The 21,988-nt window shown below is 64.2% G+C and carries 14 protein-coding genes; 4 read left to right on the top strand and 10 right to left on the bottom strand.

Annotated features, from left to right (window positions below):
* From rplC to HV742_RS04685, 7 genes are all read right to left on the bottom strand, one after another.
* A complete protein-coding gene (gene rplC, locus HV742_RS04715; RefSeq protein ID WP_006392074.1) occupies positions 1-690 on the bottom strand; it encodes a 50S ribosomal protein L3 in 690 nt (229 codons plus the stop codon).
* Between the two features lie 332 nt (positions 691-1,022).
* Positions 1,023-1,334 carry a 30S ribosomal protein S10 gene (gene rpsJ, locus HV742_RS04710; RefSeq protein WP_003806903.1) on the bottom strand — a complete coding sequence of 104 codons (312 nt, stop codon included), beginning with the start codon at positions 1,332-1,334 and terminating at the stop codon, positions 1,023-1,025.
* A 74-nt stretch (positions 1,335-1,408) separates the two neighbouring features.
* Entirely contained in the window at positions 1,409-2,599 is a 1,191-nt protein-coding gene (gene tuf / locus HV742_RS04705; RefSeq protein WP_054495833.1) for an elongation factor Tu, read from the bottom strand.
* A gap of 76 nt (positions 2,600-2,675) precedes the next feature.
* A complete protein-coding gene (fusA, locus tag HV742_RS04700; protein WP_049077256.1) occupies positions 2,676-4,778 on the bottom strand; it encodes an elongation factor G in 2,103 nt (700 codons plus the stop codon).
* An 18-nt stretch (positions 4,779-4,796) separates the two neighbouring features.
* Entirely contained in the window at positions 4,797-5,267 is a 471-nt protein-coding gene (gene rpsG, locus HV742_RS04695) for a 30S ribosomal protein S7 (RefSeq protein ID WP_006389600.1), read from the bottom strand.
* Positions 5,268-5,442: 175 nt separating this feature from the next.
* A complete protein-coding gene (gene rpsL, locus HV742_RS04690) occupies positions 5,443-5,820 on the bottom strand; it encodes a 30S ribosomal protein S12 (RefSeq protein WP_005017264.1) in 378 nt (125 codons plus the stop codon).
* Positions 5,821-6,434: 614 nt separating this feature from the next.
* On the bottom strand, positions 6,435-7,136 hold the full coding sequence (locus HV742_RS04685) for a response regulator transcription factor (RefSeq protein WP_049077257.1): 702 nt from the start codon (positions 7,134-7,136) through the stop codon (positions 6,435-6,437).
* A 260-nt stretch (positions 7,137-7,396) separates the two neighbouring features.
* Between HV742_RS04685 and HV742_RS04680 the strand changes: the two genes are divergently transcribed.
* Genes HV742_RS04680 through HV742_RS04670 form a run of 3 tightly spaced genes read left to right on the top strand, consistent with a single transcriptional unit; the run spans position 7,397 to position 11,588 of the window.
* Positions 7,397-8,113, top strand: coding sequence for a response regulator transcription factor (locus tag HV742_RS04680; RefSeq protein WP_049077259.1), 717 nt, complete (start codon positions 7,397-7,399; stop codon positions 8,111-8,113).
* Positions 8,114-8,146: 33 nt separating this feature from the next.
* Positions 8,147-9,256, top strand: a complete 1,110-nt coding sequence (locus tag HV742_RS04675) for a FecR domain-containing protein (protein WP_175144598.1) — start codon at positions 8,147-8,149, stop codon at positions 9,254-9,256.
* 10 nt (positions 9,257-9,266) lie between these two features.
* Positions 9,267-11,588 carry a CHASE2 domain-containing protein gene (locus tag HV742_RS04670; RefSeq protein WP_175144597.1) on the top strand — a complete coding sequence of 774 codons (2,322 nt, stop codon included), beginning with the start codon at positions 9,267-9,269 and terminating at the stop codon, positions 11,586-11,588.
* Positions 11,589-11,608: 20 nt separating this feature from the next.
* Here HV742_RS04670 and HV742_RS04665 read toward each other — a convergent pair whose 3' ends face one another.
* Positions 11,609-12,958 carry a serine/threonine-protein kinase gene (locus HV742_RS04665; RefSeq protein ID WP_175144596.1) on the bottom strand — a complete coding sequence of 450 codons (1,350 nt, stop codon included), beginning with the start codon at positions 12,956-12,958 and terminating at the stop codon, positions 11,609-11,611.
* 158 nt (positions 12,959-13,116) lie between these two features.
* On the opposite strand from HV742_RS04665, the gene HV742_RS04660 reads away from it, so the two are divergent.
* Positions 13,117-13,512 (top strand): TssQ family T6SS-associated lipoprotein, encoded by a 396-nt coding sequence (locus tag HV742_RS04660; protein WP_054419877.1) that lies wholly within the window; start codon positions 13,117-13,119, stop codon positions 13,510-13,512.
* A gap of 110 nt (positions 13,513-13,622) precedes the next feature.
* On the opposite strand, the gene rpoC is transcribed toward HV742_RS04660, so the two are convergent.
* Positions 13,623-17,867: a DNA-directed RNA polymerase subunit beta' gene (gene rpoC / locus HV742_RS04655; RefSeq protein ID WP_049077268.1), complete on the bottom strand. Its 4,245-nt coding sequence runs from the start codon at positions 17,865-17,867 to the stop codon at positions 13,623-13,625.
* On the bottom strand, positions 17,867-21,979 hold the full coding sequence (rpoB, locus tag HV742_RS04650; protein ID WP_020925808.1) for a DNA-directed RNA polymerase subunit beta: 4,113 nt from the start codon (positions 21,977-21,979) through the stop codon (positions 17,867-17,869). Before rpoB ends, rpoC begins: the two co-directional genes overlap by 1 nt.
* Positions 21,980-21,988 lie beyond the last annotated feature (9 nt).

Genomic DNA, 21,988 nt, shown 5'->3' with positions numbered 1-21,988 from the left:
TTACGCTCCCTTCTTGGCCGGGGCCTTGATGGCCGGACGCACGACGATATCGGCGCCAGCGTGGCCGGGGACAGCGCCCTTGACCAGCAGCAGGCCGCGCTCCACGTCAACGCGAACGACGTCGAGGTTTTGAACGGTGCGGGTGACATCACCCAGGTGACCCGCCATGCGCTTACCCGGGAAAATGCGGCCCGGATCTTGAGCTTGGCCGATCGAGCCGGGAACGCGGTGCGAACGGGAGTTACCGTGCGAGGCGCGTTGCGAGCCGAAGTTGTGGCGCTTGATGGTACCGGCAAAGCCCTTACCAATGGTGGTGCCCGTGACGTCGACCTGTTGGCCGGCTTCGAACACCGATTCCACGGCGATCACGGAACCGGCCGCAAATTCAGCGGCGCGAGCGGGATCAAGGCGGAATTCTTTGAGGATGCTACCGGCTTCAACGCCGGCCTTGGCGTAGTGGCCCGTTTGTGCTTGCGGCACGCGCGAGGCGCGACGAGCGCCATAAGCCACCTGGATCGCGGCGTAGCCGTCGGTTTCCAGCGACTTAACTTGGGTCACGCGGTTGTTCGACACGTCCAGCACGGTCACCGGGATGGATTCACCTTCCTCGGTAAAAATGCGGGTCATGCCGACCTTGCGACCCACCAGCCCCAGCCGGTGAGCGGCGGGCGTGGGTGTCGAATTCGACATCGTTTTCTCCATTCCCGACTGCGATTGGTCGGGGCTAATCAGGCAAAAGGTAACGGCCTTTGCCCTACGACTATGTTCAACCTGGCTTGGGGTTGCCGGCCCGGAAAATCCCGGACTTGCTCGCGCCTCACCATAGTTAGACCTGCCACAAAATGGCAAGCTTGGCATATTAGCACGTTTTTTTCAGGCAGCACAAGCACTTAGCGTAAAAGGACCTATGCCCGCTGCCAGCACGCCAGGGTTGTGGCGCAAAAACAAAATGGCCGCAGTCCCGAGGGATTGCGGCCATTCTTCACGAGCCCACCGGCGAAGGTGGCGGACCCGGGAGCGCCTTATTGCAGCGCGATTTCGACGTCGACGCCGGCCGGCAGGTCCAGACGCATCAGGGCGTCAACGGTCTTGTCGGTGGGGTCAACGATGTCCATCAGGCGCTGATGGGTGCGGATTTCGAACTGGTCACGCGACGTCTTGTTGACGTGCGGCGAACGCAGCACGTCGTAACGACGGATACGCGTGGGCAGCGGCACCGGGCCGCGGACAACGGCGCCCGTGCGCTTGGCGGTGTCGACGATTTCAGCGGCCGATTGATCGATCAGCTTGTAATCGAAAGCCTTCAAGCGGATACGGATCTTTTGGTTTTTCATGGCGTTTCCTAAAGAACGAGAGGCGAGGGCTTTGATAGGCCCTCGCTGGTTGTGTGCTGCTTAAGTGATCCGGCTTACTTCAGGATCTTGGCGACGACGCCGGCGCCGACGGTACGACCGCCTTCACGGATGGCGAAACGCAGGCCTTCTTCCATGGCGATCGGGGCCAGCAGCTTGACGGTCATCGTCACGTTGTCGCCCGGCAGGACCATTTCCTTGTCGGCCGGCAGGTCGATCGTGCCGGTCACGTCCGTCGTGCGGAAGTAGAACTGGGGACGGTAGCCGTTGAAGAACGGGGTGTGGCGGCCGCCTTCTTCCTTGGACAGGATGTACACCTCGGAGGTGAAGTCCGTGTGCGGGGTGATCGAGCCCGGCTTGGCCAGAACCTGGCCGCGCTGGACGTCTTCACGCTTGGTGCCGCGCAGCAGGATGCCCACGTTGTCGCCAGCTTGACCTTGGTCCAGCAGCTTGCGGAACATTTCCACGCCGGTGCAGGTCGTCTTGACCGTCGGGACGATACCGACGATTTCGATTTCTTCGCCGACCTTGATCACGCCGCGCTCGATACGGCCGGTCACCACGGTGCCGCGACCCGAGATCGAGAACACGTCTTCGACCGGCATCAGGAACGCGCCGTCAACGGCACGCTCGGGCGTCGGGATGTACGTGTCCAGGGCTTGGGCCAGCGACAGGATCGCTTGCTCGCCCAGTTCGCCCTTGTCGCCTTCCAGCGCCAGCTTGGCCGAACCCTTCACGATCGGGGTGTCGTCGCCCGGGAAGTCGTACTTGCTCAGCAGTTCGCGAACTTCCATTTCCACCAGCTCGAGCAGCTCGGCGTCGTCAACCATGTCGGCCTTGTTCAGGAAGACGATGATGTACGGCACGCCAACCTGGCGGCTCAGCAGGATGTGTTCACGCGTTTGCGGCATCGGGCCGTCAGCGGCCGACACGACCAGGATCGCGCCGTCCATCTGCGCCGCGCCCGTGATCATGTTCTTGACGTAGTCAGCGTGGCCCGGGCAGTCAACGTGCGCGTAGTGACGCGTTTCCGTTTCGTACTCGACGTGCGCCGTGTTGATCGTGATGCCGCGAGCCTTTTCTTCAGGTGCCGCGTCGATCTGGTCGTAGCCCTTGGCTTCGCCACCGAACTTGGTCGACAGAACGGTCGTGATGGCCGCCGTCAGGGTGGTCTTGCCGTGGTCGACGTGACCGATGGTGCCGACGTTCACGTGCGGCTTGGTGCGTTCAAACTTGCCTTTTGCCATGATCTCTATCCTTTGACTTTCAAGGAAATTTCGATATTTGCCGCGCCGCCTTGTGGGCGGTCGCGGCGAGGGTTATTTACTTGGCCCGAGCGGCGATGACTTCGTCAGCGACGTTCTTGGGGGCCTCGGAGTAATGCTTGAATTCCATCGTGTACGTGGCACGACCTTGCGTCAGCGAACGCAGGTTCGTGGCGTAACCGAACATCTCGGCCAGCGGGACTTCGGCCTTGATGGTCTTGCCACCACCGACCATGTCGTCCATGCCCTGGACCATGCCGCGACGCGAGGACAGATCGCCCATCACGGTACCGGCGTAGTCTTCAGGCGTTTCGACTTCAACGGCCATCATCGGTTCCAGCAGCACGGGGCTAGCCTTGCGCATGCCTTCCTTGAACGCCATCGAGCCGGCCATCTTGAACGCGTTTTCGTTCGAGTCCACATCGTGGTACGAACCGAAGAACAGCGTGACCTTGACGTCCACGACCGGGTAACCGGCCAGGATGCCGGCAGGCAGCGTTTCCTGGATGCCCTTGTCCACCGCGGGGATGAATTCGCGAGGAACCACACCGCCCTTGATGGCGTCGACGAATTCGTAGCCACCGCCCGGCTCGAGCGGCTCGACCTTCAGGACCACGTGACCGTACTGACCACGACCGCCCGACTGCTTGACGAACTTGCCTTCGACTTCTTCGCAGGTCTTGCGGATCGTTTCGCGGTAGGCCACCTGGGGCTTGCCGACGTTCGCTTCCACGCCGAATTCGCGCTTCATGCGGTCGACCAGAATTTCCAGGTGCAGCTCGCCCATGCCGGAAATGATGGTCTGGCCGGATTCTTCGTCGCTGCGCACGCGGAACGACGGATCTTCCTGCGCCAGGCGCGACAGCGCCAGGCCCATCTTTTCCTGGTCAGCCTTCGACTTGGGTTCGACGGCCTGCGAAATCACGGGCTCGGGGAACTCCATGCGCTCCAGCAGGATGTGCGAATCGACGTCGCACAGCGTTTCGCCGGTCGTCACGTCCTTCAGGCCCACCACGGCGGCGATGTCGCCGGCCAGAACTTCCTTGATTTCCTCGCGGTTGTTCGCGTGCATCTGCAGGATGCGGCCGATACGTTCCTTCTTGCCCTTGATGGGGTTGTAGACCGTGTCGCCCGACTTCAGGACGCCCGAGTAGACGCGCACGAAGGTCAGCTGACCCACGAACGGATCGCTCATCAGCTTGAACGCCAGCGCCGAGAACTTCTCGTTGTCGTCAGCCTTGCGGTTGATGGCGTTGCCATCGTCGTCCTGGCCGTCAACCGGGGGAATGTCCACGGGCGAAGGCAGGTAGTCGATGACCGCGTCCAGCATGCGCTGCACGCCCTTGTTCTTGAAGGCGGTGCCGCACAGCATCGGCTGGATTTCGCCAGCGATGGTGCGTTGACGGATGGCCAGGTTGATTTCGGCTTCGTCCAAGGAACCCGTTTCCAGGTACTTGTTCATCAGCTCTTCCGACGATTCGGCGGCGGCTTCAACCAGCTTTTCGCGCCATTCGGCGGCGGCGCCTTCCAGCTCGGCCGGAATGTCCTTGTAGTCGAACTTGGTGCCTTGGCTGGCTTCGTCCCAGATGATCGCCTTCATCTTGACCAGGTCGATCACGCCTTGGAACGTGTCTTCGGCGCCGATGGGGATCACGATGGGCACGGGGTTCGCGCGCAGACGCGTCTTCAGCTGGTCATAGACCTTGAAGAAGTTCGCGCCGGTACGGTCCATCTTGTTGACGAACGCCAGACGCGGCACGCCGTACTTGTTGGCTTGGCGCCACACGGTTTCGGACTGGGGCTGAACACCACCCACCGCGCAGTAGACCATGCAGGCACCGTCCAGGACGCGCATGGAACGTTCCACCTCGATGGTGAAGTCCACGTGCCCCGGGGTGTCGATGATGTTGATGCGGTGCTCGGGGTAGTTGCCGGCCATGCCACGCCAAAACGCCGTCGTAGCAGCCGACGTAATGGTGATGCCACGCTCTTGCTCTTGTTCCATCCAGTCCATGGTGGCGGCGCCATCATGCACTTCGCCAATCTTGTGATTGACGCCGGTGTAGAACAGGATACGTTCGGTCGTGGTGGTTTTCCCTGCATCGATGTGCGCAGAGATGCCAATGTTGCGATAGCGCTCGATCGGGGTTTTGCGGGCCATGGTGGGTTAGTCCTTAAATTACCAGCGGAAATGGCTGAAGGCCTTGTTGGCCTCGGCCATCTTGTGCGTGTCTTCGCGCTTCTTCATCGCGGCGCCACGACCTTCGGAGGCGTCGATCAGTTCGCCAGCAAGACGCAGATCCATCGACTTCTCGCCACGCTTCTTGGCGGCTTCACGGAGCCAACGCATAGCCAGGGCCAGGCGGCGCACGGGGCGCACTTCAACCGGCACTTGGTAGTTGGCACCGCCAACGCGGCGGCTCTTCACTTCGACGATCGGCTTGATGTTGTTGATCGCCAGGCTGAACACCTCGATCGGCTCCTTGCCGGTCTTGGTGGCGACTTGCTCGAGGGCACCGTAGACGATGCGCTCGGCGACGGCCTTCTTGCCGTCCAGCATGACGACGTTCATGAACTTGGCGAGTTCGACGCTGCCGAACTTGGGATCGGGCAGAATCTCGCGCTTGGGTACTTCGCGACGACGGGGCATTGTTGCTTCCTTGTGTCTGTTCAGTTGAACCGTGTTTCATTACACGGCCATGGCCGTCCAATAAGACGACCCCTTACGTGCCGCGCACCTTCCTGTATTGCGGACGGCGCGGTTGCACTTCCCTGATGACGGATGGCCGCCACGCGGGGGTACTGCTGATTCGCGTTGCGAACCCTTAGGCCTTCTTCGGGCGCTTGGCGCCGTACTTCGAGCGGGCTTGCTTGCGATCCTTGACGCCTTGCAGGTCGAGGGAACCGCGCACGATGTGATAACGCACACCGGGCAAGTCCTTCACACGACCGCCACGCACCAGAACCACCGAGTGCTCTTGCAGGTTGTGGCCTTCACCGCCGATGTACGAAATGACTTCGTAACCGTTGGTCAGACGCACTTTGGCAACCTTACGCAGAGCGGAGTTCGGCTTCTTGGGGGTGGTGGTGTACACGCGAGTGCACACGCCGCGGCGTTGCGGGCAGTTTTCGAGCGCGGGGCTCTTGCTTTTGATGATGCTGACTTCGCGCGGCTTGCGCACGAGTTGGCTAATGGTAGGCATGACCTTTGAAATCCCTTTTACGTACCACTGGTAAGTACTTACGTACTCGTCTCCTCAAGCGATGACTCTTGGAGAAGGCGGCTCGCGCAAGACCGCCTCAAACGTTCAAATACGTAAAAGAGCGGGCCTGCCAACAAACCATGACAAACGCACAAACCGGATGCTTCGGAGATGGCAGCGTCGGATGACGGGGGCTCGTGACGCACCCCTTTGGCCTTGGGCCGCCGGATGATTGCGTTCGAAGTTCATTCGAACGTTTCACCGGAAAACGACTGGCCGGACCTGTCTTTCCTGGCGCCTTGATCACACGTGATCGCCATTCCTGGCATCAAACTTTGCGCGCGAATAAAGCAGTAAGCCCTTTAGCATAGCTTAGAACTTGGCGCACTGTCAAAAACTTTTGTGCGCGAAACGCGCGGGCGCGTTGCCGGCAAAAGACGGCCAGATACGCGCAGGTCGAACGCAGGTCGATAAAAATGGGGCCAAATTACCGACCGACCCAATGATGGCGATCCGGAGGGTCCGGAGTCGACAAGCCCGCCATGGCGCCGGGCGGCGGACGGGAGTCCGCAAGCCAGCCGGCAGTGTAGCCGGTGACGATGGGCGTGGATAGTTTATTGGTCGGCGAACAGGTAGCCGCTTCCGTAGACGGTGCGGATCGGCAACATCACCCCGGCCAGCTCGGCCTTGCGGCGCAGACGGCTGACGATGACGTCGATGCTGCGCGTGCCGCTGGAGCGCGCCCCGCCCCCCTCCACCCGAAGTTCATCTCCCAACTCGTTGCGACCGACTGCCCGGCCCGCCACTTCCAGCAGCGACCGCACGATCAAACGCTCGTTGGCGGACAGCGAGATCGTGGTGCCGGAGGGCGCCGCCAGGGTCCAGCCCTGGTCGCGCAGTTCCCATTGACCTGGCACGGGCTCCTCGACCGCGGCGGCGTCCTGGCCGGCAGGCAGGCGTCGGGCCAGCGCCAGCAGGATGCAGGCCAGTTCGCGCGGATCGTGCGGCGGCGGCAGACAGGCGTCCGCGCCGCTCTGCAGACAGCGCAGGCGGGTTTCCAGGGACAGGTTGGTGCCCATCACCACGATGCCCAGGGGCGAGGAGCCATGCAGGCGAGCCACCAGGGCATAGCCGATTTCGCCGAGCGTGCCCACATTGAGCACGACGGCGTCGTAGGTGCCATTGCTGAGCAGGCCAAATAATTCCAGAGAAGTCGAACAGCCGCGGGCCGAAATTCCCGCTTGAAGCAGTGCGGACACAGCGGTGTTACGTGCAGCCTCGTCCGGCGACATCATCAGTACGCGCAATTGATTCATAGGTTCTTTCCATCCCTTCTGCCCCCCCGGTGCCGGCAGACCGCGCCGGTTCGCGGGAAGGTTGAGGACAGTTTGACCGGTTGTTGTGCAACAACTCCAGTCAAGATTCGTCAAGTTTGCAATGTTTGACAGTTCTTGGCACAACGTAGCCAACGGTGACGCGACGCGAGTTATCATTCCATTACACAATCCTTTCCTCTTCTTGCATTGGGGCGCCACAGGGCGCGCTTGCGCAGCCAACCTTCGCGAGACCACGTCTGATGAAAATCGCGTCGCTGGAAGACGACCTGGACCAGGCGAAACGTATCCAGCAAGTCCTGACTGCCGCCGGATACACCTGCACCAGCTATCAGCAAAGCCGCGACCTGCTTGCCGCTTTGCGCAATGAATCGTTTGACCTGGTGCTGCTGGACTGGCACCTGCCTGATATCGATGGCGACGATGTGGTGCGCTGGTTGCGCGCCAACATCGGCCCGCGCATTCCCGTCATCTTCCTGACCAACCGTTCCAGCGAGGATGACCTGGTCGAAGGCCTGCGCGCCGGCGCCGACGATTACATCGTCAAGCCCCTGCGGCCGCTGGAACTGCTGGCGCGCGTCGCGGCACTACTGCGCCGCAGCCAGATCGCCGAACCGGCCGATGAAGCATTCGATGTCGCCAACTACCGCGTCGATCCCGCCGCGCGCACGATCTCGCTCGATGGCGCGGCGGTTGCGCTGGCGCCCAAGGAATTCGAACTTGCGCTGCTGTTTTTCCGCAACCTGGGCCGGCTGATGTCTCGCGACGTGCTGGCCGAATGCGTCTGGAATCGCGAGATTCCCGCCACCTCCCGCACACTCGACACCCATCTGTCGAACATCCGCCAGAAGCTCCAGCTGCGTCCGGAGCATGGCGTGCGCCTGAGCTCGTCCTACGCGCTCGGCTACCGGCTGGAATTGATCAGCGCGTCGGAAGATAGCCCGCCCTCCGCGCCCTAGCGCCTGACGGCCTTACCTGGAGAATTGAAAGTCATGAGCCGCTGCCGCGCGCTTTCTTTGCTTGCCCTGCTTTCCGGCCTGCTGCTCGCAACAACCTCGCATAGCCAACCCGCGGGCGCGCTGGGAGAGAACTTCATCTACCGCGTGCGCCCTGGCGATACGCTGATCGACATCGCTTCGACCTACACGCGCAACCAGGCCAACTGGAACCCGCTGCAGACGCTCAACAACGTGACCACCCCTGAACGCCTGCCGATCGGGCTGGAGCTGCGCATTCCGCTGTCGATGATTCCCGAACGCGCCGCCCAAGCGCGCGTGGTGCATGTCAGCGGCCAGGCCAACCTGGACGGACAGGCGCTCAAGCCGGGCGCCAACGTGGCCGAAGGCAGCAAGGTCGTCACGGCGCCAAACGGCTTCGTGACGCTGGAACTGGCCGACGGTTCCAAGCTCACGCTGCCGGCCGACGGCTCCGTGGAACTGACCCGCCTGCGGCAATTCGAAGGCACCAACCTGACCGATTCGGTCATCCATGTGGAGCGCGGCAGTGTCGAATCCAGCGTCGCCCCCGCGGGCCAGGGCGTGGGCCGCTTCGAGGTGCGGACACCTGTTGCCGTAACCGGCGTGCGCGGCACGCGTTTTCGGGTGCAGAGCGGCAGCCATGGGGTGCACAGCGAAGTGCTGGAAGGCAGCGTAAGGTTGCAGCCGCACGCGCCCGGCGCGGCGCCGGCACGGCCGGTGGCGGTGGCCAAGGGCTATGGCGCGGCCGTCGGCGCCGATGGCAATGTCGCCGGGGTGCGGCCGCTGCTGGCGGCGCCGCAACTGGCGGAACCGGTGCGCGCCGGCGGCGGGGTCTGGACCAGCACGTTCGCCCCCGTGCCCGGCGCGCAGGGCTACCTGGTGCGCGTGGCGCGCGATGCCGAGGGAACCCAGCCGGTCTCCTCGACCCGCTTTCCCAGCCCCGACATCCGCTTCAGCGCGCCCGGCGCCGGCACCTTCTATGTATCGGTGCGCGCCATCGACGAGCTGGGCCTGGGGGGCGAGGACGCGATGGCCACGTTCATCGGCATAAGCCAGCTGATGACCAGCAGCGGGCTGGGCGTCGCCACCGGCAGCGGCGGATTCGTGACGCTGACCGAATACTAGAAAGGCGCCCATGGCAGACGCCGCCGACCCCATCGACCGGACCTCGCGATCAGGCCTGTGGTTGACGGTGGCGCTGGCGCTGCTGGCGGCGCTGCTCGGCTGGGTCAATGGACTCGGACGCGTCGACCAGATCCTGTATGACCGCGCCGTCGCGCTGACCGGACGCGACATCTCGCCCGACATCGTGATCGTCGCGATCGACGATGCCAGCATCGACGCGTTGGGCCGCTGGCCCTGGCGCCGGGCGGTCCACGCGGCACTGCTGGACCGACTGCGAGACGCCCGCGCGGTCGGCCTGGACCTTATCTTCGCCGAACCCGACACCACCCATCCGGGCGACGACGCCATCCTCGCCGACAGCATCCGGCGCAACGGCCGCACCGTGCTGCCGGTCGTGCTGGATCGTCTGGCCTACCCTTCCTCCATCAGCACGCCCATTCCCCTGCTGGCGCAAGCCGCGGCGGGCAGCGGCTTCATCAATGCCAGCCTGGACGCGGACGGCGTGTTGCGATCGGCGGTGCTGACCACGCGCTACGGGGGCGAGCGCTGGCAGCATTTCGCGTTGAGCATGCTCGACGTAGGCGGACAGAAGCCGCTGGCCGACAGGCTGCTGCGGCGCGCCGCCCCGGACGGCAGCATCCTGATCCCGTACGCGGGACCGGTAGCGCATACGCGCGCGGTCTCGTACCTGTCGGTATTGCGTGGCGACGTGCCGGCCGAACAGCTGCGCGGAAAATATGTCCTGGTGGGCGCCTGGGCCACCGGACTGGGCGACGCCTACACCACGCCGGTATCGCACAACGTCAGTGGCATGCCGGGCGTAGAGATCATCGCCAACCTGCTGCAGGCCGCCAATGACGACATCGCCTTCCAGCCCGCCGCCCCCTGGCTCAACGCCCTGTTCTCCGCGCTGCCGGTGCTGTTGGCCTGTCTGGCGCTGTGGCGCCTGTCACCCAACCGGGCGCTGCTCGTCAACATCGCCCTGCTGGCGCTGATTCTGCTCGCCAGCCTGCTGCTCCTTGGCCACAGCTACCGGTGGTTTGCGCCGACTGCCGCGCTGCTGGGCGTGGCGCTGTGCTATCCGCTATGGAGCTGGCGCAGCCAGGAGGCCGCGCTGCGCTACATGGACAACGAGCTACGACGGCTGCAACGCGAATATCCGCCGGTGCTGAACGAGGCTCGGGCGCAGTCCGGCGGGCCCAGCGCTTCGCTCGAAAGCCGTGTCGGCGAATTGCGGCGCGCGCTGGCGCGCGTGCGCAACCTGCGGCGCTTCCTGGCGGACGGGCTGGACGGGATGCCCGATGCGACGTTGGTGTTCGACCAGGACGGCCGCATGCAATTCCGCAACCAGGCCGCCGTGATGTACTTCCAGCGGCTGGGTATGCGCCCGCCGCGCGTCGGCCACCCAGCCATCCACCTGCTGGAGAAAACCATCGGCGACGAGCCGACGCGGCAACGCGTGGCGCAGGTGCTGAGCGGCCAGGGGCCGGTCGCCGAGCAATCGCCGTGGAGCGCCGACCTGGAGGTGCGCGACCATGCCGGCCGCGACCTGATCCTGAAGTGCGCGCCGATCCACACGGCCGAAGGCAATTTCGCGGGCACCGTCGCCACGTTGACCGATATTTCCGGCATCCGCCAGGCCGAGCGCCAGCGCGAAGAGACGCTGCGCTTCATCTCGCACGACATGCGCGCGCCGCAAAGCTCCATCCTGGCATTGGTCGAAATGAAGCAGGACGGAGATCCCGCGGATAGCCGCGACGATACGCTCACCCGCATCGCCGCGCTGGCCAACCGCACGCTGCATCTGGTCGACGACTTCGTGCACCTGACGCGCGCCGAATCGATGGCCATCAACGCGGTCGACCTGGACCTGGGCGGCTTGCTGCAGGATGGCGTCGACGAGTTCTGGGCGGCCGCGCACAAGCGCGGCATCGTGCTGGAAGTGATCTCGCCGCTGCCGGCAGCCTACGTCCGCGGCGACCAGACGCTGCTGATGCGGGCCTTGAGCAACCTGATCGACAACGCCATCAAGTACAGTCCGCCCCACACCCGCATCACCTGCGCCATCGAGGAGGCGGCCGGCTATTGGCGCGTGCACATCCGCGACCAGGGACAAGGCATCGCGCCGCCGGACCTGGCGCGCCTGTTCGAGCCTTTCTCGCGCGTCGGCGTGGCCACGCGCGGCGATGTGGGAGGAGCGGGACTGGGGCTGGCCTTCGTGCGCACCGTGGCCCAACGCCACGGCGGCGAGGTCGAAGTGACGAGCGAAACGGGCGTGGGATCGGTGTTCACGCTGTGCCTGCCGATGGCGCCCGAGGAAACCGCGGACTGACGGTCCGCCTTGCCGGCGCCCTATTCGAAGACGTGCGAGATGACGGCCGGCTTGCCGGCTTTCACTTCCAGCGTCGCCCGGTAAGGCGGCAGGTTGGCATTGCGCAGCACCACCTGGTACTTGCCGGGAATCAGCCGCAACTCCTTCACCGGCGGGCTGATGCCGCGGGCAACACCGTTGATCCACACCTCGCCCCACGGCCGGATATCCAGCCGCACCAGGACCGGCACGGGCTTGGGCTTGGGCGCCTCTTCCTGGACCGCGGGCGCGGCTGGCTCCTGGACCGCCGGCGGGATCGGCGCTGGCGCGGACATGCCCGGTTCGGCGGGCGTGACGGGCACCGGCGCAACGGGCGGGACCGCGGCCGAGCCAGGCGTTACGGGCGCCCCCGCTTCCGGAGCGGACGTCGTCGTACCCGGGTTGGCGGATTCGGGCGGGGCCGGCTGCGATGCAGAGGGCGCGGGAGGTTCAGGCGACGGTGCGGGAGGTTCAGGCGACGGTGCGGGAGGTTCAGGCGACGGTGCGGGAGCAGCCGGCGCAACGGGCGCGGGCGCAATCGCGGGCGGATTTGGCTGCACCAGCTCCGAACGGGTGATCACGGCATTGCTGCCTCCCAGGCCGTAACGGACCCAGGCATAGATACCCGCGCCGATCAACGCCAACACCAGCAACAACGCCAACAGGGGCCGGCCGCCGCCGCGCGGCTTGCCGGCAACCGCCACCGGGGCGGGAGGCGCGGATATCGCCTCCGCCTGCGACGTTTTCTGGGCCGCGGGGGGCGTCTCGGCGTAGGCGGAGATTTCCAGCATGGCCGCCAGTTCCGCCAACGTCTGCGGCCGGTCGGCCGGCAGCATCGCCAGGCCACGGTCAATCACGCCCAGGAAAGCCGGGCTGTACTTCGTCAGGCCGAGCGAGACCAGGGGTTCGTAGCTGTCGGCGGCGCGGCGCTCGGGCGCCGGAGGCGGGCGCAGGCCGGTGACCAGCGCGTGCATCACCGCGCAGAGCGCGTAGACGTCGGTCCAGGGACCGCGCGGCCATTCCGCGGAATCCGTATAAAGCTCAAATGGAGCGAAACCCGGAACCGGCGTGACTCCCGCCCGGTGCGAACGCGGCACCGCCAGTTCCGGCAACAGATGGGCGCGCGCGCCTTCATCCATGCCCACCGTGTCCAGGGAAATATCGCCGCATATTTCCCCCTGCGCGTGCAGGCCCATCAGCGCTGGCAGCAGATCCGCCAACAAGCGCTTGATGCGCGACTCCGGCACGCCCCCGGCCGCGCTGGCGGCGATGGCGCTCAAGGGTCGCAAGGCGAGCGGCGCGGCGCCAGAAAAGGGGCTGCGCGGCGTATGCAGGCCGACGGATGAAGACATATTCAAAAATGCTGGGCGACGGACGCGAAAACGGGTTGGCGGCTGGTAGGCGGAATATTATCCAATCCGTTACGCAAGGACATTGCCGAAAATGTCCGAGCGCATCAGGCTGTGGCACGATAGCGTATCGCCAAATTCCCTCAATTCACTGAAAGCCTATGAAAATTCGCCTTCTCTGCAGTTCGCTCGGATTATCGATGGTATTGGCCGGCTGCGCCGGCCTGCCCGCCAGCGCGCCCGAACACCCGCCCACGCCGGAGGCGCTGGAACAGCTGCAACGGGTGCGCGACCAGTACAGCGCCGGCCAGTACGGCGAAGTGATCCGCGGCGTGGCCCGCTCCGACGAACTGGCCGCGTCCAGCAAGGCCGTGCGCATCGAGGCCTACAAGCTGCAGGCGTTCAGCTACTGCGTCAGCCGCTACACGCAATTGTGCGAGGACAGCTTCAGCCGCATTCTGCAGATCGACCCCGCCTTCGAACTGGCGCCCAACGAGGCCGGCCATCCGGTCTGGGGCCCGGTGTTCCAGCGCGCCAAGAGCCAGGCCGCCAAATAGCGCCGCCCCGCCCCGCGCGGGCAAAAAAAGGCCGCTGATTCGCATCAGCGGCCTTTTCGCTTCTGGCCTCCCCCGCCGGACCTGCGCGGGGGGTGCTCCGGACGTCGCCCTTATTCGGCGGCGTCCTCGCTGCCCAGGTCGGACGACGGGACATCGGCGTCCGAGCCCACCGTGACCGGCGAGTCTTCGAACGGGTTGGCCAGCTGGCGGGCGGCTTCGCGTTCCGCGGCCTCCAGGGCTTCCTTGTCCTTGCGGGCATGGTGGTACGCCAGGCCGGTACCGGCCGGGATCAGGCGGCCGACGATGACGTTTTCCTTCAGGCCACGCAGGTCGTCGCGCTTGCCCATGATGGCGGCTTCGGTCAGGACACGCGTGGTTTCCTGGAACGAGGCGGCCGAGATGAACGAGTCGGTCGACAGCGAGGCCTTGGTGATACCCAGCAGCACGTTTTCGTACGTGGCCGGACGCTTGTCTTCAGCGTTGACGCGGTCGTTCTCGTTCAACAGCTCGGAGCGCTCGACCTGCTCGCCCGGGATGAACTCGGTATCGCCCGCATCGACGATGTTCACACGGCGCAGCATCTGACGAACAATCACTTCGATGTGCTTGTCGTTGATCTTCACGCCCTGCAGACGGTACACGTCCTGCACTTCGTCGACGATGTAGGTCGCCAGCTTCTCGATGCCCTGCAGGCGCAGGATGTCGTGGGGATCGGCCGGGCCGTCCACGATCATTTCGCCCTTGTTCACCACCTGGCCGTCGTGCACCAGCACCTGCTTTTCCTTCGGAATCAGGAACTCGTGGCTGACGCCTTCCAGGTCGGTGATGACCAGGCGCTGCTTGCCCTTGGTGTCCTTGCCGAACGAGACCGTGCCGGTGACGTCGGCGAGCATGCCGGCATCCTTGGGCGAACGGGCTTCGAACAGCTCGGCCACGCGCGGCAGACCGCCGGTAATGTCGCGGGTCTTTTGCGATTCCTGCGGAATACGCGCCAGGACTTCACCCACGGCAACCTGCTGGCCGTCACGCACCGTGATCAGCGCGCCGACCGGGAACGAGATGTTCACCGAGTGATCGGTGCCAGCGATCTTGACGTCTTCGCCGTTCTCGTTGACCAGCTTGATCTGCGGACGCATGACGATCTTGCCGCCACGGGTCTTGGGCGTGATGACGACGAGCGTCGACAGGCCGGTGACTTCGTCCACCTGCTTGGCCACGGTCACGCCTTCCTCGATGTTCTCGAAGCGGACGGCGCCACCGTATTCCGACACGATCGGACGGGTCAGCGGATCCCACGTCGCCAGGCGCGCGCCGGCCTTCACGGCCTCGCCATCGCCCACCAGCACGGTCGCGCCGTACGGGATCTTGTGGCGTTCGCGTTCGCGGCCGTTGTCGTCGAAGATCGCCAGTTCGCCCGAGCGCGAAATCGCGACGCGTTCGCCCTTGGCGTTGGTGACGTAGCGCATGGTGCTGGCAAAGCCGACCACGCCGCTGGACTTGGTTTCCACCGCGCTGGCCAGGGCCGAACGCGACGCCGCGCCACCGATGTGGAACGTACGCATCGTCAGCTGCGTGCCCGGTTCACCGATGGACTGGGCGGCGATGACGCCGACCGCTTCGCCCTGGTTGACCGGCGTGCCGCGGCCGAGGTCACGGCCATAGCAGTGCGCGCACAGGCCATGGCGCGTTTCGCACGTCAGCGGCGTGCGGACCTTAACTTCGTCCACGCCGATGCGGTCGATCATGTCGACCATGTCTTCGTCCAGCAGGGTGCCGGCGGTGATCGCCGTTTCCTGCGTGTCCGGGTTGACGATGTCGATGGCGGCCACGCGGCCCAGGATGCGGTCGCGCAGCGGCTCGATGACTTCACCGCCTTCCACCAGGGCCTTCATGTTGTAGCCCTGCGAGGTGCCGCAATCGTCCTCGGTGATCACCAGGTCCTGCGTCACGTCGACCAGACGACGGGTCAGGTAACCCGAGTTCGCGGTCTTCAGTGCCGTGTCGGCCAGACCCTTACGCGCGCCGTGAGTCGAGATGAAGTACTGAAGCACGTTCAGGCCTTCACGGAAGTTCGCGGTAATGGGCGTCTCGATGATCGAGCCGTCCGGCTTGGCCATCAGGCCGCGCATGCCGGCCAGCTGGCGGATCTGGGCGGCCGAACCGCGGGCGCCCGAGTCAGCCATCATGTAGATGGAGTTGAACGACTCCTGACGCACTTCCTCGCCGTGACGGTTGATCACGGGTTCGGTGGCCAGTTGCTCCATCATCGCCTTGCCGACCTTGTCGCCGGCCTTGCCCCAGATGTCCACCACGTTGTTGTAGCGTTCCTGGGACGTGACCAGACCCGACGAGTACTGCTTGTCGATTTCCTTCACTTCACGGCTGGCTTCGGCCAGGATGCCTTCCTTGGCCGACGGGATCAGCATGTCGCCCATGGCGATCGAGATACCGCCGCGGGTGGCCAGGCGGAAGCCCGACTGCATCAGCTTGTCGGCGAAGATCACCGTGTCGCGCAGGCCGCAACGGCGGAACGACTGGTTGATCAGGCGCGAGATTTCCTTCTTCTTCAGCGCCTTGTTCAGCACGGTGAAGGGCAGGCCCTTGGGCAGGATCTCGGACAGCAGCGCGCGGCCGACGGTGGTTTCGTGGCGGCGGATCACCGGCTGCCATTCGCCATTCTCGTCACGCTCGTGTTCCTTCAGGCGCACGGTGATGCGGCTTTGCAGCTCCACTTCGCCGTTGTCGTAGGCGCGTTGCACTTCAGCGACGTCGGTGAAGAAAATGCCTTCGCCCTTGCCGTTGATGCGCTCGCGCGTCGTGTAGTACAGACCCAGCACGATGTCCTGGGACGGCACGATCGACGGTTCGCCGTTGGCCGGGAACAGCACGTTGTTCGAAGCCAGCATCAGCGTGCGCGCTTCGAGCTGGGCTTCCAGCGACAGCGGCACGTGGACGGCCATCTGGTCACCGTCGAAGTCGGCGTTGAACGCCGCGCAGACCAGCGGGTGCAGCTGGATGGCCTTGCCTTCGATCAGGACCGGCTCGAACGCCTGGATGCCCAAACGGTGCAGCGTGGGCGCACGGTTCAGCATGACCGGGTGTTCGCGGATGACTTCTTCCAGGATGTCCCAGACCACCGGTTCCTGGCTTTCCACCAGCTTCTTGGCGGCCTTGATGGTCGTGGCCAGGCCCATCATCTCCAGGCGATTGAAGATGAACGGCTTGAACAGTTCCAGGGCCATCAGCTTGGGCAGGCCGCACTGGTGCAGCTTGAGCTGCGGACCCACCACGATGACCGAACGGCCCGAGTAGTCGACGCGCTTGCCCAGCAGGTTCTGACGGAAACGACCGCTCTTGCCCTTGATCATGTCGGCCAGGGACTTGAGCTGGCGCTTGTTGGCGCCGGTCATGGCCTTGCCGCGACGACCGTTGTCCAGCAGCGAGTCGACGGCTTCCTGCAGCATGCGCTTTTCGTTGCGCAGGATGATTTCAGGGGCCTTCAGCTCCAGCAGGCGCTTCAGACGATTGTTGCGGTTGATGACGCGGCGGTACAGGTCGTTCAGGTCGGAGGTCGCGAAGCGGCCGCCGTCCAGCGGCACCAGCGGACGCAGGTCCGGCGGCAGCACGGGCAGCACTTCCATGACCATCCACTCGGCCTTGATGCCGGACTTCTGGAAGCCTTCCAGCACCTTCAGGCGCTTGGAGATCTTCTTGATCTTGGCTTCCGAGCTGGTGGCCTTCAGTTCGCCGCGCAGCGTTTCCACTTCGCGGTCGATGTCGATGGTGCGCAGCAGTTCGCGCACGGCTTCGGCGCCCATCAGGGCACGGAAGTCGTCGCCGTATTCCTCGGTCTTGGCCAGGAAATCGTCGTCCGACATGATCTGGCCGCGCTTGAGCGGCGTCATGCCGGGTTCGATCACGCACCAGGCTTCGAAGTACAGGACGCGTTCGATGTCGCGCAGGGTCATGTCGAGCACCATGCCCAGACGCGACGGCAGGCTCTTCAGGAACCAGATGTGCGCGACGGGGCTGGCCAGCTCGATGTGGCCCATGCGTTCACGGCGAACCTTGGCAACGGTAACTTCAACGCCGCACTTCTCGCAGATCACGCCACGGTGTTTCAGGCGCTTGTACTTGCCGCACAGGCACTCGTAGTCCTTGATCGGGCCGAAGATCTTGGAGCAGAACAGACCGTCACGCTCGGGCTTGAACGTGCGGTAGTTGATGGTCTCGGGCTTGCGAACTTCGCCGTAGGACCACGAACGGATCTTCTCGGGCGAGGCGATGCCGATCTTGATGGCATCGAATTGCTCGTCTTGCGAGACTTGCTTAAAGAGGTCGAGTAGCGCTTTCATTAGTTACGCTCCAAATCCATGTCCAGGGCCAACGAGCGGATTTCCTTGACCAGCACGTTGAACGATTCCGGCATGCCGGCATCGATGACGTGATCGCCCTTGACGATGTTTTCGTATACCTTGGTGCGGCCGGTGATGTCGTCGGACTTCACCGTCAGCATTTCCTGCAGGGTGTAGGCGGCGCCGTAGGCTTCCAGCGCCCACACTTCCATTTCCCCGAAACGCTGGCCACCGAACTGCGCCTTGCCGCCCAGCGGCTGCTGGGTCACGAGCGAGTACGGACCGGTCGAACGCGCGTGCATCTTGTCGTCGACCAAGTGGTGCAGCTTCAGGTAGTGCATGTAGCCGACGGTGACCGGACGCTCGAACTTCTCGCCGGTGCGGCCGTCGTACAGCCACGCCTGCGTGCGCGAGGGCGTCAGCGCCATGCGCTTGGCGACGTCGTCCGGATAGGCCAGTTCCAGCATCTTGGTGATTTCCTCTTCGGTCGCGCCGTCGAAGACGGGCGTCGCGAACGGCACGCCGTTCTTGAGGTTCTGGGCCATTTCCATGACTTCTTCGTCGGTCAGCTCGTCGATGCGCGCGCCGGTGCCGGTCGTGTTGTAGACCTTGTCCAGGTACGCACGGACGTTCTTGACCTGCGCGGTGCGCTCGTCGCGCAGCATGTCGGCGATGCGGTGACCCACGCCCTTGGCAGCCCAGCCCAAGTGCACTTCCAGCACCTGGCCCACGTTCATCCGCGAGGGCACGCCCAGCGGGTTCAGAACGATGTCGGCCGGCGTGCCGTCAGCCATGTGCGGCATGTCTTCCACCGGGGTGATGCGCGAGACCACGCCCTTGTTGCCGTGACGGCCTGCCATCTTGTCGCCAGGCTGCAGACGACGCTTCACGGCCAGGTAGACCTTGATCATCTTCAGCACGCCCGGGGGCAGCTCGTCGCCCTGCGTCAGCTTCTTGCGCTTCTCTTCGAAGGCCAGGTCGAACTGGTGACGCTTCTGCTCGAGCGATTCCTTGGCCTGCTCCAGCACGACGGCGTGGGGCTCGTCGGCCAGGCGGATGTCGAACCACTGCCAGCGATCCAGGTCGGCCAGGTAGGCCTTGGTGATCGTCGCGCCCTTGGCCAGCTTGCGCGGGCCGCCGTTGACGGTCTTGCCGACCAGCATCTTCTCGATACGGTCGAACTGGTCGTTTTCAACGATGCGCAGCTGGTCATTCAGGTCCTGGCGATAGCGGCGCAGTTCATCGTCGATGATGGACTGGGCGCGCTTGTCGCGCACGATGCCTTCGCGGGTGAACACCTGCACGTCGATGACGGTGCCGGTCATGCCCGAAGGCACGCGCAGCGAGGTGTCCTTAACGTCGGACGCCTTTTCACCGAAAATGGCGCGCAGCAGCTTTTCTTCCGGCGTCAGCTGGGTCTCGCCCTTGGGCGTGACCTTGCCGACCAGCACGTCGTCGGCGCTGACTTCGGCGCCGATGTAGGTGATGCCGGAATCGTCCAGGCGGTTCAGTTGCGTCTCGGCCAGGTTGCTGATGTCGCGCGTGATTTCTTCCGGACCCAGCTTGGTGTCACGGGCCACGACCGTCAGTTCCTCGATGTGCACCGAGGTGTAGCGGTCATCGGCCACGACCTTTTCGGAGATCAGGATCGAGTCTTCGAAGTTGTAGCCGTTCCAGGGCATGAACGCGATCAGCATGTTCTGGCCCAGGGCGAGTTCGCCCAGGTCCGTCGATGCGCCGTCGGCCAGCACGTCACCCTTGGCGACACGGTCGCCGCGCTTGACGATGGGACGCTGGTTGATGTTCGTGTTCTGGTTGGAACGCGTGTACTTGATCAGGTTGTAGATGTCGACACCGACTTCGCCGGCGACGTTTTCTTCGTCGTTCACGCGGATCACCACGCGCTCGGCGTCGACGTGGTCGACCAGGCCGCCACGCAGCGCCTGCACGGTGGTGCCCGAGTCAACGGCCACGGTGCGCTCGATACCCGTGCCCACGACCGGCTTTTCCGGACGCAGGCAAGGCACGGCCTGACGTTGCATGTTGGCCCCCATCAGCGCGCGGTTCGCGTCGTCGTGCTCCAGGAACGGAATCAGCGAGGCGGCGACCGACACGATCTGCGACGGGGCCACGTCCATGTAGTGCACGTTGGCCGGGGCGGTCAGCATGGTTTCGCCGGCTTCACGGCAAGCCACCAGGTCGTCCACGAACTTGCCTTCGTCATCGAGCGCGGCGTTGGCCTGCGCGATCACGTAGTGGCTTTCTTCGATGGCCGACAGGTAGTCGATCTGGTCGCTGACGCGGCCGTCGACGATCTTGCGGTAAGGCGTTTCCAGGAAGCCGTACTCGTTCAGGCGAGCGTACAGCGCCATGGAGTTGATCAGGCCGATGTTCGGGCCTTCCGGCGTTTCGATCGGGCAGACGCGGCCGTAGTGGGTCGGATGCACGTCACGGACTTCGAAGCCGGCGCGCTCGCGGGTCAGGCCGCCCGGGCCCAGTGCCGAAACACGACGCTTGTGCGTGATTTCCGACAGCGGGTTGGTCTGGTCCATGAACTGCGACAGCTGGCTCGAACCGAAGAACTCCTTGATGGCGGCCGAGATCGGCTTGGAGTTGATCAGGTCATGCGGCATCAGGTTTTCGGTCTCGGCCTGGCCCAGACGTTCCTTGACGGCGCGTTCGACGCGCACGAGGCCGGCGCGGAACTGGTTCTCGGCCAGTTCGCCGACGCAACGCACGCGGCGGTTGCCCAGGTGATCGATGTCGTCGATCTGGCCACGGCCGTTACGCAGCTCGACCAGCACCTTGATGGTTTCAAGGATGTCTTCGTTGGTCAGCGTCATCGGACCGGTGATGTCTTCACCACGGCCCAGACGGCTGTTGACCTTCATGCGGCCGACGCGCGACAGATCGTACGTTTCTTCGCTGTAGAACAGGCGCTGGAACAGCGCTTCCACCGCTTCCTCGGTGGGCGGTTCGCCAGGACGCATCATGCGGTAGATGGCAACGCGCGCGGCCATCTGGTCGGCGGTTTCATCGGTGCGCAGCGTCTGCGAGATGTACGGGCCGCGATCCAGATCGTTCGTGTAGAGCGTCTGGATGTCGTGCACGTTGGCGGCGCGCAGGGCGCCCAGCACGCTTTCGGTGATCTCGTCGTTGGCGTTGGCGATGACTTCGCCGGTATCGGCGTCAACGATGTTCTTGGCCAGCACGCGGCCGTACAGGAAGTCTTCCGGCACGGAGATGCGCTGGATGCCGCCGGCAGCCAGGTCGCGCAGATGCTTGGCGTTGATACGCTTGTCTTTTTCGACGATGACCTTGCCGGAGCGGTCCGCGATGTCGAAGCGGGCCATTTCGCCCTTCCAGCGCTCGGGCACGAATTCCATCATGGCGCCTTCGCTCTTCAACTCGAAGTTGTCGAAGTCGAAGAAGTTGGCCAGGATCGATTCCGGCGTCATGCCGATGGCCTTGCACAGGATCGTGACAGGCATCTTGCGGCGACGGTCGACGCGGAAGAACAGGATGTCCTTGGGGTCGAATTCGAAGTCCAGCCACGAGCCGCGGTAGGGAATCACGCGGGCCGAGAACAGCAGCTTGCCCGAGCTGTGCGTCTTGCCGCGGTCGTGTTCGAAGAACACGCCGGGCGAGCGGTGCAGCTGCGAGACGATGACACGCTCGGTGCCGTTGATGACGAACGAACCGGTGCCCGTCATGAGCGGAATTTCGCCCATGTAGACTTCCTGTTCCTTCACTTCCTTGACGGTGGGCTTGCTGACTTCGCGGTCAAGCAGCACCAGGCGGACCTTGGCTCGCAGGGGCGAGGCATAGGTCAGGCCACGTTGCTGACATTCCTTGACATCGAACACCGGTTCGCCGAGCACATAGCTCACGAACTCCAAGCGCGCCATACCGTTGTGACTAACGATCGGGAAAATCGACGAAAACGCCGCCTGCAAACCGTCGGCTACGCGATCGGACGGGGCGGTATCCGCCTGCAGGAAAGTTAGGTAGGATTGAAGCTGAGTCGCCAAAAGGAAGGGAACGTTTTGAACGTCTTCACGCTTGGCGAAGCTTTTGCGGATGCGCTTTTTTTCGGTGTACGAGTAAGGCATGAGCACTCC

The organism is Achromobacter ruhlandii (assembly GCF_902859695.1).
Lineage (GTDB): Bacteria > Pseudomonadota > Gammaproteobacteria > Burkholderiales > Burkholderiaceae_B > Achromobacter > Achromobacter ruhlandii.
The sequence above is the reverse complement of the archived record's forward strand: the minus strand, read 5'-3'. Positions and strand labels throughout refer to the sequence as shown.